Source organism: Corynebacterium sp. SCR221107, assembly GCF_027886475.1.
Classification (GTDB): Bacteria; Actinomycetota; Actinomycetes; order Mycobacteriales; family Mycobacteriaceae; genus Corynebacterium.
The window spans coordinates 56,978-69,468 of record NZ_CP115670.1; the positions used below are offsets into that span (position 1 = coordinate 56,978).

General features: G+C 59.9%; 11 protein-coding genes. 3 read left to right on the top strand and 8 right to left on the bottom strand.

What is annotated here, in order from left to right; translation table 11 throughout:
* Positions 1-25: 25 nt before the first annotated feature.
* The 4 genes from PAB09_RS00310 to PAB09_RS00325 all read right to left on the bottom strand — a co-directional run bounded on the left by PAB09_RS00310 (position 26) and on the right by PAB09_RS00325 (position 4,180).
* Entirely contained in the window at positions 26-1,351 is a 1,326-nt protein-coding gene (locus PAB09_RS00310) for an ABC transporter substrate-binding protein (RefSeq protein WP_271034140.1), read from the bottom strand.
* A 45-nt stretch (positions 1,352-1,396) separates the two neighbouring features.
* Positions 1,397-2,218, bottom strand: coding sequence for a carbohydrate ABC transporter permease (locus PAB09_RS00315; RefSeq protein WP_271034141.1), 822 nt, complete (start codon positions 2,216-2,218; stop codon positions 1,397-1,399).
* Positions 2,215-3,075: a carbohydrate ABC transporter permease gene (locus tag PAB09_RS00320; protein WP_271035410.1), complete on the bottom strand. Its 861-nt coding sequence runs from the start codon at positions 3,073-3,075 to the stop codon at positions 2,215-2,217. The genes PAB09_RS00315 and PAB09_RS00320 overlap by 4 nt, the downstream gene beginning before the upstream one ends.
* A gap of 223 nt (positions 3,076-3,298) precedes the next feature.
* Positions 3,299-4,180: a hypothetical protein gene (locus PAB09_RS00325; RefSeq protein WP_271034142.1), complete on the bottom strand. Its 882-nt coding sequence runs from the start codon at positions 4,178-4,180 to the stop codon at positions 3,299-3,301.
* A gap of 162 nt (positions 4,181-4,342) precedes the next feature.
* Here PAB09_RS00325 and PAB09_RS00330 point away from each other — a divergent pair, with 162 nt between their 5' ends.
* The 3 genes from PAB09_RS00330 (at position 4,343) to PAB09_RS00340 (ending at position 6,696) form a co-directional block, all read left to right on the top strand.
* Positions 4,343-4,867, top strand: a complete 525-nt coding sequence (locus PAB09_RS00330; protein WP_271034143.1) for a peptidylprolyl isomerase — start codon at positions 4,343-4,345, stop codon at positions 4,865-4,867.
* Between the two features lie 487 nt (positions 4,868-5,354).
* On the top strand, positions 5,355-5,801 hold the full coding sequence (locus PAB09_RS00335; RefSeq protein WP_271034144.1) for a rhomboid family intramembrane serine protease: 447 nt from the start codon (positions 5,355-5,357) through the stop codon (positions 5,799-5,801).
* Between the two features lie 259 nt (positions 5,802-6,060).
* Positions 6,061-6,696 (top strand): rhomboid family intramembrane serine protease, encoded by a 636-nt coding sequence (locus PAB09_RS00340; RefSeq protein WP_271034145.1) that lies wholly within the window; start codon positions 6,061-6,063, stop codon positions 6,694-6,696.
* Positions 6,697-7,641: 945 nt separating this feature from the next.
* Here the strand turns inward: PAB09_RS00340 and PAB09_RS00345 are convergent.
* The 4 genes from PAB09_RS00345 to PAB09_RS00360 all read right to left on the bottom strand — a co-directional run bounded on the left by PAB09_RS00345 (position 7,642) and on the right by PAB09_RS00360 (position 12,491).
* Complete coding sequence (locus PAB09_RS00345) at positions 7,642-8,229, bottom strand: HAD family hydrolase (protein ID WP_271034146.1); 588 nt, start codon at positions 8,227-8,229, stop codon at positions 7,642-7,644.
* 184 nt (positions 8,230-8,413) lie between these two features.
* On the bottom strand, positions 8,414-8,680 hold the full coding sequence (crgA, locus tag PAB09_RS00350) for a cell division protein CrgA (RefSeq protein WP_271034147.1): 267 nt from the start codon (positions 8,678-8,680) through the stop codon (positions 8,414-8,416).
* A gap of 176 nt (positions 8,681-8,856) precedes the next feature.
* Complete coding sequence (gene pknB / locus PAB09_RS00355; protein ID WP_271034148.1) at positions 8,857-10,941, bottom strand: Stk1 family PASTA domain-containing Ser/Thr kinase; 2,085 nt, start codon at positions 10,939-10,941, stop codon at positions 8,857-8,859.
* Positions 10,938-12,491, bottom strand: coding sequence for a serine/threonine-protein kinase (locus PAB09_RS00360; protein WP_271034149.1), 1,554 nt, complete (start codon positions 12,489-12,491; stop codon positions 10,938-10,940). Before PAB09_RS00360 ends, pknB begins: the two co-directional genes overlap by 4 nt.

The window sequence follows — 12,491 nt, forward strand, 5'->3', positions numbered from 1 at the left end:
TCTGGTGGGGAGGAGGACGAGGGGTTTAGAGGTTTGGCTTGATCTGGACGTCGTAGATAGCCTGGACATCCTTTTGCAGCTCATTCATGGTCTCGGTGACATCGGCACCCTGAATGAGAATTTTTTCGAAGGCACCGCCGATGCGCGTGTCCGCGCCGGGGATGAACACGCGAGCGTAGTCTTGCGAACGGGTGTGCGGAAGCTGGTCGATTGCGGTCTGGTAGTTCGGGTTCTCCTCGAGGAACTTCTTCTGTTCCGTGTCCTCAGAGGGGTTTGAACGTACCGGCATGTAACCGACCTCCCGTGACCAATAGCCGGTGTTCGTGGTGTTGGTGATGAAATCGATGAACTTCACCGCTGCCAGCTTGCGCTCTTCGCTGATGCTTGCCGGGATGGCAAGACCCGCGCCGCCGGTGGGGCATCCGCCGGTGCCGAGTGGGTTCGGCAGGGCAGCGGTTCCGACCTCGAAGGTGGCATCCTGCAAGATGCCACTCAAGTCGCCGGTAGAACAGATTGCAGAGGCAGCAATTCCAGCGGCGAAGTCCTGGGCGATGTTGTTGGAGACTACAGCGTATCCATTGTCGCCTGCGGTCGACTTAAGCCATTCGACAGCCTTGATGGTGGCTGGGTCGTTGAACTTCAGATCCCATTCGTTGGAGTAAGCGCCACCGAGGGTCCACATTGGTCCTTCGAAGGTCCAGGCGAGGTAGTCGGTGGCATTGCCCCAAGCGTGCGCCTTCTTGTTGCCATCGAGGTTGGCCTGAATCTTCTTGCCCCACTCGTCCATCTCGGCCCACGTCTCCGGGCCACGGTCAGGCAGCCCTGCCTTGGACCACTCGTCTTTGTTGTAGTAGAACAGCGGGGTAGAGCGTGCGAAAGGCATGGCGTAGTAGCTATCCCCGAGGTGGTAGTCCTCATACAGGGAGGTGACATAGCTTGAAGTGTCGATCCCGGCCTTCTCCGCGAGCTCATTGACGGGGGCAATTTGCTTGTTCAGCGCGAAGTTGAACCACCATACATCAGAAAGCACCACGATATCCGGCAGATCGGTTCCGGTGAGCGCAGCATTGAACTTCTGGGCAAGCTCTTCGTAGTTCTTTCCACCGTCAACCAAGTTAATCTTCACGTCTGGGTTTTCTGCTTCGAAGCGCTTGATGAGCTCCAGCTCGACGTCCTTGGATTTACCCGGATGATTGGACCACCAGGTCAAAGTGGTGGTGCCGCTGGGGGAATCGGAGGTGGTGCCGGAATCAGCGGTGGTGGAGGAGGTGCCCGCGCATGCTGCGAGGGTGACGGAGGCACCGGACAGGCCCATGAGGGCGAGGAAGTTACGACGGGTGAACTGAGACATGGGAAAACTCCATTCCTTCTGAAATAAGTGGGTACTCGAAAGCGACTAGCCTTTGACAGCGCCGGTAGTCAGGCCCTTGATCATGTACTTCTGTAGAGCGAGGAAGATGATGAGCACAGGCACGATAGTCAAGATGGTGGCGGCCATTACCGGACCCCAGTTGGTCACACCGTCGTTGTTTTGCAACATGGTGAGACCGATCGGCAAAGTGGCGACCTTTTCTGTGTCCGACATGATGAACGGCCACAGATATTGGTTCCACTCGTTGACCATGGTGATGACAGCGAAGGCCGAAAGCGTGGGAAGGGAAATCGGAAGCAGGACCCGGGTCAGTGTCTTGATAGGCCCAGCACCGTCTACCCGCGCAGCCTCGATGATCTCCACGGGAAGTGAGAGGAAGTGATTGCGCATGAGGAATGTCCCGAAAGCGACTCCCGCCAAAGGCACGATGATGCCTTGGAAGGTGTTTCGCCACCCCAGGGCATTGACCAGCGCATAGTTGGAGATAACCGTGATCTCGCTGGGCACCATGAGCGCCGAGATCACGATGATAAATACTAGGTTCCGGCCTGGAAAGCGCAAGATAGCGAGCGCATAGGCTGAAAGCACCCCGAGGATGACCTTGATGATGCACAGGGTGGCCGTGATGATGATCGAGTTCCGCAGATAGGTCCAGAAAGGAACGTCGTTCATGGCCACCGAGTAGTTGTCGAACTCGAAGGCCGACGGCCACCATGTCACCGGTTGAGTGTAGATTTCTTGGCGCATCTTCAGGCTGGTCAAGACAATCCACAACAGTGGGAGCCCGACCATGATGAGGGCGAGGAACATCGCCACGTAGCCAGCGACTTTCTTGAGGATGATCATCGATGCCCCTTATCCATGATGCGAACCTGAATCAACGTGATGACCAGCAGGATGAGAAACAACACGGTGGCTACCGTGGCGCCATATCCGGCACGGAAGTTGTGGAAGGTTTCGAAGTAGACCTGAAAGACGAGAGTCTGGGTTCCATTACCTTGCGGGCCTCCGCGGGTCATCACGTTGATGATGTCGAAGACCTGAACGGAATTGAGGAGGACGGTGATGGAAAGAAAGAAGGTGGTAGGGCGCAGCTGTGGCATGGTCACCTTCGTGAACTTTGTCCACCACTTAGCCCCGTCGATGCAGGCAGCTTCGTCGAGATCCTTACTGAGGCCTTGCAACGCGGCGAGATAGATGACGAAGGTATAACCCAGGTTCTTCCACACGAAGGTGAACGTCACCATCACCATGGCCCAGAACGGGACCTGATAGAAGTTGGGCGATTCGACGCCGATGCGCGCAATCAAGTCTTGGACCAGTCCAAAACTTGGGTCGAAGATGAACTGGAACGCGATGCCCACCGCCGCTCCAGAAATCGCGAAGGGGGCGAAGACCGCAGAGCGGACAAAATTTCTGCCCTTGAGCTTCTGGTCGAGTAGGAGTGCGAGGGCCAACCCCAACACCATGGAGCCAATAACGGCGAAGAACGTGAAGAAGAGGGTATTGCCCAACACGACGAGCGTGTCGGGGCGATGAATCCACTCACGGTAGTTATCTAGACCGATAAAGGTAGAGGTCGGGCTGGAGATATTCCACTCAAAGAAGCTCAGACGGATGTTATCGATCAGCGGTCGGTAGGTAAACACCGCAAGCAGGACGAGGTTGGGCAGCAGGAACAGGGCTGCGAGCAACCACTCCATCCGGCGCACATAGCCGGAGTTGTTTTGATGCTTGGGTTTTGCAGACACAAGCAACGAGCCTGCCAGCGTAAGGTTGACGGATCGTTTCGAACAGGTGAAACCTCAGGTACCAATTTGTAGTGCAAGGTGGCCGGTTGGTTAATGATACTAGGCGGTTGATGCAGGCGGCCTCGTCAAAAACTCATGGCGCCCCCAAGGGGACGCCATGAGTGCAATTGAGAAACTAGCTCTCTTCGTTTTCGGAACGATGCTCATTGAGCTGCTTTTCCAGGGCGTCGAGGAGCTCGTCGTCGCGCTCGGTGGCGCCTTCCTCGGAGGAAGGAACGTGGTTGGGGTCGTAGTTCTCATCGTCCGGCGTCTGGGTGGAATACACCAGGCGTGACTCCTCCTCGGGCTTGGCGTAGTCATCGACCTGCGGCGGGGTAGCCGCAACCGGCTTCTTGCGCTTGGCGATGATCGCATACACCACACCCGCGAGGGCGGCGAGCAGCGCACCGATGAGCCCGGCACGCAGCCCCTTGGACTTCTGAGAAGACGTGGTCTTCTTCAGCTTCCCGCTGGCAAGCTCGCGCTGCTGCTTGGCGGCAACCTCGGTGGGGATCACGGAAATCACCGACTGGGCAACCTTGGAGGCCTTCGCCTGCTCGAGGGTCTCGCCAAGGGAGGCGGCGGCGTCAGCAACCGGGGAATCAGCGACCGCCTGCTTGAGGTCCTTGGCCTTCTTAGCTTGCTTCTTGGCAAGCTTCTTCGAATGTTTGTGAAGCTTTGTGGCAGCGGCGGCGACCTGTTGTTCCTGCTCCTGCTTACGGGCGTCGGCAAGCTTGCGTGCCTGTTCGAGGCGGGCACGGTACTGATCGGCAAGGGTGGCAACGTGTGCGGAGGAGGTTTGGTACAGCTCGGCGAACTCCTGCTTGGACTTAGCCTTGCCCTTGGTGATGCCCTGGGCGAGGTTATCGCGCACCGAGTCGGCGACATCATCATAGGATTGGGCGGCGCTGACTAAGGCCTCGTAGGCCTCGGTGGTCTTGCGCTCGCGGTAATCGGCGAAGGTGCCATAGGCCTTCTTGGCCACGATGAGGGCACCGCGGATCGTTGCGGTATTCATAAAGTCTCCTCGCTTAAAAAGGGCGTACGTGCTCCCACGGCAATGGATAAGGCAAAACGCGCTGCGACTGTGGTGCTAAGGCAGGGTGTACGGCCACCGCGTGGGGTTGCTATACCCAACCAGCGTAGCGAGGTTTCGCCTTGCGCGCCTAAGATAGTCTGCATGAGTTTCAAGACTGCAACCGCAATCATGCACACGAACCGCGGCGATATCACGATCGAGCTCTTCGGCAACCACGCTCCGAAGACCGTCGAAAACTTCGTCACCCTGGCAGATGGCACCGCTGACTACAGCACCAAGAACGCTCAGGGCACCGATGAGGGTCCGTTCTACGACGGCGCCATCTTCCACCGCGTCATCGATGGCTTCATGATCCAGGGCGGCGACCCGACCGGCACCGGTACCGGCGGCCCAGGCTACCGCTTCGCCGACGAGTTCCACCCGGAGCTGCGCTTCGACCGTGCCTACCTGCTGGCCATGGCTAATGCCGGCCCCGGCACCAACGGTTCCCAGTTCTTCATCACCGTTGTTCCTACCCCGCACCTGAACAACCACCACACCATCTTCGGCGAGGTCACCGACCCGGCCTCCCAGAAGGTCGTCGACGCCATCGCCACCACCGCCACCGATCGCTTCGATCGCCCGGTGGAGCCGGTTGTCATCGAGTCCATCGAGATCACCGAATAGGTTGGTCTTCCACGTCGGCCGTGCTGTACCCCGGCCGACTTTTCTTCCTTACGCAGCCCTCTACAAGGGCGCATTTGTTAACCCCGCACATGCCCGCAGCGCTGACCTGCCACATGCGCGGGGTTCGTTGTTTTCATTCATGTATTTAATCCGGTTGTGAGGGTTCAACCTGCGTCTTTATCCCGTACACTAGGGTCCACAGTGATGGTCCTGTGAAAAGGCTTATATGAGGTTGACCATGCCAGTTCCGGTGAAAGAGATTGAACAGCCCGGTTTTTGGCGTGGCCTGCGCGACACCCCCGTCACGGTGGTTCTGCTTGCCGGCTTGCTCATGGTCTATGCATTTACTTCCTACTAGTCGGCCGATGCCATCCACAACGTCAGCGGGTCCTGGTTGGCCTCGCAACTGTGGCTCGAGCCAGCCCGGCCATGCACGGCACTGTGCCTGCCGCGGGTTGTTGGCGCTCCCTTGCTGGCCTTCGGCCCGTTGAACTTGATCTTCGGCGGGAGCGCCTTGTTGGTGGTGGGCCGTCAGCTCGAAGGGCACATGGGATCAGAGCGTTTCCTCGTGGCCTACCTCGTGGCAGCCTGCGGTTCGGCGATGGCGGTTGCGCTTTTCGAACCCCATGCGGTCACCGGCGGCCCAGAGGCGGTGGTGCTGGGATTGTCGGCGATCCTGGTTATCATCGCGCTGCGCGCCCGTATGCGGTTTCGGTTCACGGGCCTGTTGGTGCTGCTTATTCTGGGTTACTTCGCGGCAGTATTTACCGCCAGCACCTCTTTTGTCAGTTTTGTTGGTGGATGCGTCGCGTGCTGCTTGCTGGCGTGGCCGCTTCTTGCTTGGCGACGCACCGCGCGCCAAAGCTTCGTCGGGGTGTTCTTGACGGTGGTGGGGTTTGCCACGTGGCTTAGCCCAAGCCTCGTTGCCCACTGAGGTCGCCCCACAAGTATGCCTTCGCACCAGCTTCTTGTAGCGCTTCGGTGGGCGCCTTGATGTTTCGGAGTCGGCGTAGAATTTCACGGTGTAAGCCGGTTGCGGAAAACCACGTGACCGGCCGCGGTGCTAGTGAAGGCATCGATGGCCCGCTGCGTCCTCGGGACGTGGGGAGGAATGTAGGGGAAAGGATTTAGCACGGGTGGCAAACCGCAGTGGGAGTGGGATAAGGCGCAGTGTTCAGGGGGCGCCCGCGACGTTGGCGATCCTTATTGCAACGCTTGTGGTTTTCGTGGTGACCGCCATCCAGTCGCGTTCGATCGGGGACAACCTTGTCTTTTCCTCGTTAGGGGATAGCTGGATCCTATTCCCGCCGGAGATGCACACCCCGCTGAGCCTGTTGCGGGCAGTGGGGGCGATGTTTGTTCACATCGGCCCCACCCACCTGCTGCTCAATGGCATCATGATCTTCTTCCTTGGACGAGAGATCGAGCGGGCGTTAGGCACCGCCCGGTTCGTCATGGCCTATTTCATCTCCGGCGTGGGTGCGTCGCTCATGGTGATGCTCGTCGACCCGATCTCGCGCACCGCCGGCGCCTCCGGGGCTGTGTATGGGCTGATGGCCGTCATTTTGGGGCTGGCCCTGCGTAACCGCACCGACATTCGCGCTCCCTTAACCCTGATCCTGGTGAACTTGGGGTATTCGATTATCGCCACGAATGTCTCCTTGTGGGGACACGTAGGCGGGCTGGCTGCCGGAACCATTCTTGCCTGGCCGCTGATCGCGTGGAAGCCGGCCGCGCGCAATGGATTCGCACTTGTCATGTTCGCCGCCGAATGGGCGGCGATCTGGTTGGTGGGGCAGCAGCTTTACGCACCCGCGCTTGGGTTGTAGAAGATGTCCGCACCCCTTTCTCGCTGGTGCGTCTCTAGCTACTGGTTTCTCTCCACCCCAGCTGTCTCTCGTGCAGCCTTTTTGTCGCTGTATCTGGCACGTCGCGCCGGGTGCGGCGGTGTGGCTGCATGCTTTCCGACGTTTCCAGGTCGGTCTCCTTCAACCGTCCCCTATGACGGGGCACGCGTGTAGGGCGTTTGTTCTTTTGGCGGCGCAGTGTGGCTGCTGCTTGGGTGCGGCGTTGTGCTTGGCGTTATGTGCGGTCCTGTGCTGGGGGATTTGTTGAGGTGAAGGGGTGGGATACGAACGTTGTGATTTTTCATGAGGCGGGGTGAAAACTCACAGGCGCAGATGGACACATCATCAAGGTATGGTGCTTTACTCTCACCAAAACTCACTCATTTATCCACAATGATCCACCGGAATTCCACAGGACGGACGTACTGTTTGTGGGTCTGTGAACAAAGCGATTTATCCACAGGAGTTATCCACACTGTGAATAATCACAAGGCTGGAAATACATTCTTGTAATTCGATTCGTAGTGCGTGTCAAGGCCAACGAACTGTGGTTTTGCGAATCTATTCGAACGAAACCGCAGGTGGGGAAGAAGTGCACAACTTTATCCACAGGCTGTGGACAAGCCCTGTGGGAAACGCCAATGGGGAGTTCTCAACAGGTTTGTGCACAGCCTGTGGATAACTATGGAGGTTGCCCATACACAGGCAGTGGATGAATGCGAAGTAAACGCAAACTAGCGCTCCCTCACCCCGAAACGCTGATGTTGACGGCGGTTCATGTGGAGTTTGCTTCCATCGGCGGGGGTGGCCAGGGTATCACGCAAACACAGACGCCCACGGCAGCGCAACCGTGGTCAAGGTATGCGCGCCGTGGGCGTCGGAAAGCAAAAATCTGAAAAGGCAGCACGCATGGCTGCTGCGGTGGGGTTAGGACACCCCGTGGATGTCTGCGACCGTGCGGTAGAGGACGCCGGTCATGCCCAGCTCACGGGCGGCATGGACGTTGACCGCGGTGTCGTCGAAGAAAATGGTGTCAGCAGGCTCAGTGCCCAGTGCGGCAAGTGCCTTGTGGAATGCCTCCGGCTCCGGCTTAATCGCGTGGATATCGCAGGAGAAAGTCACGGAGTAAAACTCGTCGAACCAGGGGTGCTCGTTTACAAGACCGTTGGCCAGTACATGCGGAATATTCGACAACACGCCTACGCGGTGGCCTTCCTTGATGAGGTCGCGGGCGGCGGCGACGGCATCCTCGTGCGCAAACAGCAAGGTGTCGGTCTCTGTTTTGATGGCATCGGCGATATCAAAGCTGGTGCCGGAGGCCCGAGCAACATCCTCCCACCACTGCTTATCGCTGACCGTGCCACGATCCAGCGGGTCCCGCAGATCATGATAGGCATCCCAAAACGCCTGGTGGTGCTCGGCGTCGATGCCAAGGCGACGTTCCACGCCCCGGCGATCGGAATCGGTGCGGTGCTTGATGAGGACGCCGTAGAGATCAAAAAGAAAGTTGGCCATGGCTTAAGCCTAAACGAAAACCAAAAAAACAAAAAGAAGCAAAAATAGTCGGGCATTTGTTTGTGAAAGGGCGACGCATCACGGTCGCGCCTAGCGCCGGCGGCGCAGTTCCATGGCTTTGCGGCATCAGCCAACGATGGGCATGAAAAAAGCCACCCCGAAGGTGGCTCGGATCAAGCGAGGACTAACGCCAGCCCATCGTCATGAGAAGACCAAGGATGAAGGCACCGAAGCCAACACCATAATTCCACGGGCCGAGGTCACGCATCAGCGGGATATCGGGGCCGGCGAGGTAGTTGACAATCAGCCACAAAAGGCCGATCAGCATCAGGCCGAACATGAGGATCTTGTACCACAACGGGGTACCACTGGTATTAATCTTGACCGGCGTACGGTTGCTAGCGCCGGAGGAATACGGCACCGAGCTGGCCTGAATCTTTGACTTTGGCATAGCAATCCTTCAAGGAATACGACAGGAACGCACACGGTGGACCGTACACGAACGTGTATTGGGAAAAATCAATAAAGTGACCGTCACTTAAGCTTAAGGGATAATATACCAGCCAGCGGGGACGACCCTGAACCGGACGGCCCCGCCGACGGGCAAGAACTCCCATGTTAGGTGACCTAATTGGCGGGGTTGATAGCCAAGAGGTCGAACTCATAAATGCGAACCGTGACGTTTCCATCCTTGCGGATGGTGCCGCCACTTACAGGATCCTGAGCGGCAATCAGGCCCACATCCTGCAGAGCAGCCGTCTTGACCGGCTCGCCCGTCACCAGCTGCGCATTCGAACCGGTCCACCCCGCAGCACGCAGCGCCGCGAGTGCATCATTGGCATTCATGCGCGCCAAGTTCGGCACGGTAATCAGCGCACCATTGGACACCTGAACCTGAACCTGGGAACCGGCTGGGGCATTCGTGCCCTCGCCGGCCACCGACAATACGGTGCCCTCGGCCTCGAGGCTGTCGACATACTGCACGATCGGCTCGAAGCCCAATGCGGTGAGGTTGCCTGCGGCCTGCTCCCACTTCATGCCAGTGACCACCGGGATACGCTGATCCTCCGGGCCGGTGGACACGGTGATCGTCACCTTCGTGCCCTTCGAGACCTGAGAGCCTGCCGCCGGGGACTGCTCCATCACGGAGCCTTCGGCAACGTCCTCGGAGGCGGCCTCGCGCACCGTCGAATCGAGCAGCAAACCGGCGGCCTCCAGCGCCTTGCCGGCGTCGGCGGTATTAAGCCCCCGGACATCGGGAACCTCCGTGACCTCCTTGCCGGAAGACACAAACAAGGTGATCGTGGTGCCGGACTGGACCGAGGAACCGGCAGCCGGGTTCGTGCGAATTGTCTTGCCCCGAGCAATGTTCGGGTTTGCCTCCTCCGATACGCTCACCTGAAGACCTAGCCCCTGCAGGGTGGTCAGCGCCTCCGCCTGATCGACGTTTTCCAAGGCGGGAACGGTAACCATCTGCTTGTCGCCATTGATGGTGATCACACCGTTGGTGGAGAGATAGTCATAGGCGATGTATCCGCCACCGGCCAAAAGCAGCACCGCGAGGGTAGCGATGCCAGCGCGCAGTCCCTTCCGCGACTTCTTTTCCTCCGGCATGCGTTGGCTCGCAGCGGGGACAACCGCCGGGGCAGCCTGGTAGCTTGCCGGTGGTTCTTGCGATTGCTGGGGTGCTGCTTGGGCCGGAGCCTGCGCCGGTGCGATGGTAGTCGGCGCGGCGTCGGGGACCACGTCGGGGGCGGCCGGGACGATCTCGGTGGGTGCGGCCACGACGGCGGTTGGCAAGGCCGTGCCCGCTGCGTCATTCGCATCATCAATCGGCTTGACGTGGTGACGAGCGGCCTCGGTAACGGCGCCACGCTCAAGGCGACGCAGGTCGTCGGCAAGCTCGGTAGCCGATTGGTAGCGGTCGCCGGGATGCTTGGCAAGCGCAGTCAAAATCACCGCGTCCACGTTGAGAGCCGCCGTGGGCGACAGGTCGCCGATCAGCTCGCTTGGGGCCTGCGGATCCTCCTGAACGTGCTGGTAAGCCACGGAAAAGGGGGTATCGCCCTGGAACGGCGGCTGGCCAGTGACCATCTCATACAGCACGCACCCCAAGGCGTACACATCCGAGCGCGCGTCCGCGTTCTTACCCCGAGCCTGCTCCGGGGACAGGTACTGGGCGGTACCGATAACGGCAGAGGTCTGCGTCATCGCGGAGGTGGCATCGCCGATCGCGCGCGCGATGCCGAAGTCCATGATCTTGACCGCGCCGGTGTTGGTGATCATGATGTTCGCCGGCTTGATATCGCGGTGGATGATGCCCGCGTCGTGGCTGGTCTGCAAGGCCTCGCACACCGGGACGAGGGTGCGGGCAGCCTCCGTCGGCGTAAACCGACCGTCCTCGCGGATGATGTCGCGCAGCGTGCGCCCGCGCACCAGTTCCATGACGATATAGGGGGTGCCAATCCCGTCGCGATCCATCTCGCCGGTGTCATAGGTGGCAACGATAGCCGGGTGGTTGAGCTGCCCGGAATTGATTGCTTCCCGACGGAAACGCTCGCGGAAATTAATGTCGCGCGCCAAGTCCGGGCGCAACATCTTCACAGCGACCTCACGGCCGATGAGGGTGTCCTTGGCCAGGTACACCTCCGACATGCCGCCGGAGCCGATGACCTCGCCTAATTCATAGCGGTTGGCGATGAGATCGCTCACTGGGTTGCTCCTGTATTCGCGTCGTTGTGGTTGTTAAAGCCGAGATCTTCCAAACCCGGGATGCTAGGCAGCACAATGCCGTTATCCGTATTCGTGTCGTTGGTGTTCGTGGAATTATTGGAATTCGTCGAATCCGGCAACACCACGGTGCTTGCAACGTTTGGATTGTCATCAACGGTCGCCGAGGGCAGCAACGGTGACGGCTGCTCCTGCGGGGTGGTGTGAGTAGTAGTTCGCGGGGTCGGGGTGGGAATTTCCTGGTTGCGGGTCGGCGCCACTGGCGCTTGCTGCGCGGTCGTCGTGGGCGGCTGAATCACAGTCTGGGTCACCGTCTCCGGGGGAGTAGTAACCGCAGGCTCGTCCTTGCCGCCGAAAAGCCCGGTGCTGTAGGCATAAAGGCCGCCACCGAGAAGCGCCGCTAAGGCAATGGCGGTGAGGATTCCCGCGGCCACACCCGAACCCTTCTTCTCTTGGGCCGACTGTGCTTGCTGGGTGCGCTGTGCTTGCTGGGCCTGTTGAGCTTGCTGTGCCTGCTGGGCGCGGGCGCGCGCCTGCTGTGCCTGGGACTGCGCCGGGGACGAGCCGGTGGCCGGGATGACCGTTGTCGGCTGGGCCACCTGGCCAAGCGCCTCCGTGGATGCGGTCGGGCTTGGGGTAGGCGCGATGCGGTTAAGCCCCGCCGACTTTGGCTGGGGTGGGCGCTGGCCGAGGCGCGCGGCGGAAACGGCCAGGGCAAGCTCGTTGCCGTCGGCATAGCGGGCGTCGGGATCCTTGCGCAGCGTGATGCCGATAAGCTCCCGCGCCGGGGCGCTGATCGTCGTCGGCAAGGCAGGCGGTGCCTGGTTGATGTGGGCAATTGCCACGGACACCGAGCTGTCGCCGCTAAATGGGCGGGTGCCCGCGAGCATCTCATAGCCGACGACGCCGAGGGAATACACGTCAGAAGAAGCGGTGACTTCCATGCCCTGGGCCTGCTCCGGGGAAACATACTGGGCGGTGCCCACCACCATACCGGTGCGGGTGAGCGGCACCGCGGCCGCAGCCTTGGCGATGCCGAAGTCGGTGATCTTGACCTGACCGTTTTGGGTGATAAGCAGGTTGCCCGGCTTGATGTCGCGGTGGACAAGACCCATGCGGTGGATCACGCTGAGCCCGTGGGCGGCCTGCTCAAGCACATCGAGGGCGAGCTCCTCCGGCAAAGACCCCTTTCGCACGAGCATGTCCGCCAAGGACTCGCCGCGGACGAACTCCATGACGATAAAGCACAAGGTGCGCCCGTTGTGCTCCACCTCCCGGTAGTCGAAGGTGGCCACCACGTTGTCGGAGTTGATCTTCTCGCTGGCAAGAGCCTCGTTGCGGAAGCGCGAGAGGAACTCGTTATTGTCGGAGAATTCGGGGCGCAGCACCTTGATGGCGACCTCGCGCTGGTGGGCGATGTCGTCGGCCAGCCACACCGTGGACATGCCACCGTGGCCGACGATCCACTGCAAGCGGTAGTCGTCGCCGATGAGCTCTTGGAGCTCCTGCTGGGAATCGCTAATAGAAGTCAT

Coding starts and splice junctions, on each gene's coding strand:
- PAB09_RS00325 (WP_271034142.1), bottom strand. CDS start 4,180: ATGAATACCGCAACGATCCGCGGTGCCCTCATCGTGGCCAAGAAGGCC.
- PAB09_RS00330 (WP_271034143.1), top strand. CDS start 4,343: ATGAGTTTCAAGACTGCAACCGCAATCATGCACACGAACCGCGGCGAT.
- crgA (WP_271034147.1), bottom strand. CDS start 8,680: ATGCCAAAGTCAAAGATTCAGGCCAGCTCGGTGCCGTATTCCTCCGGC.
- PAB09_RS00310 (WP_271034140.1), bottom strand. CDS start 1,351: ATGTCTCAGTTCACCCGTCGTAACTTCCTCGCCCTCATGGGCCTGTCC.
- PAB09_RS00315 (WP_271034141.1), bottom strand. CDS start 2,218: ATGATCATCCTCAAGAAAGTCGCTGGCTACGTGGCGATGTTCCTCGCC.
- PAB09_RS00345 (WP_271034146.1), bottom strand. CDS start 8,229: ATGGCCAACTTTCTTTTTGATCTCTACGGCGTCCTCATCAAGCACCGC.
- PAB09_RS00320 (WP_271035410.1), bottom strand. CDS start 3,075: ATGGAGTGGTTGCTCGCAGCCCTGTTCCTGCTGCCCAACCTCGTCCTG.
- PAB09_RS00360 (WP_271034149.1), bottom strand. CDS start 12,491: ATGACTTCTATTAGCGATTCCCAGCAGGAGCTCCAAGAGCTCATCGGC.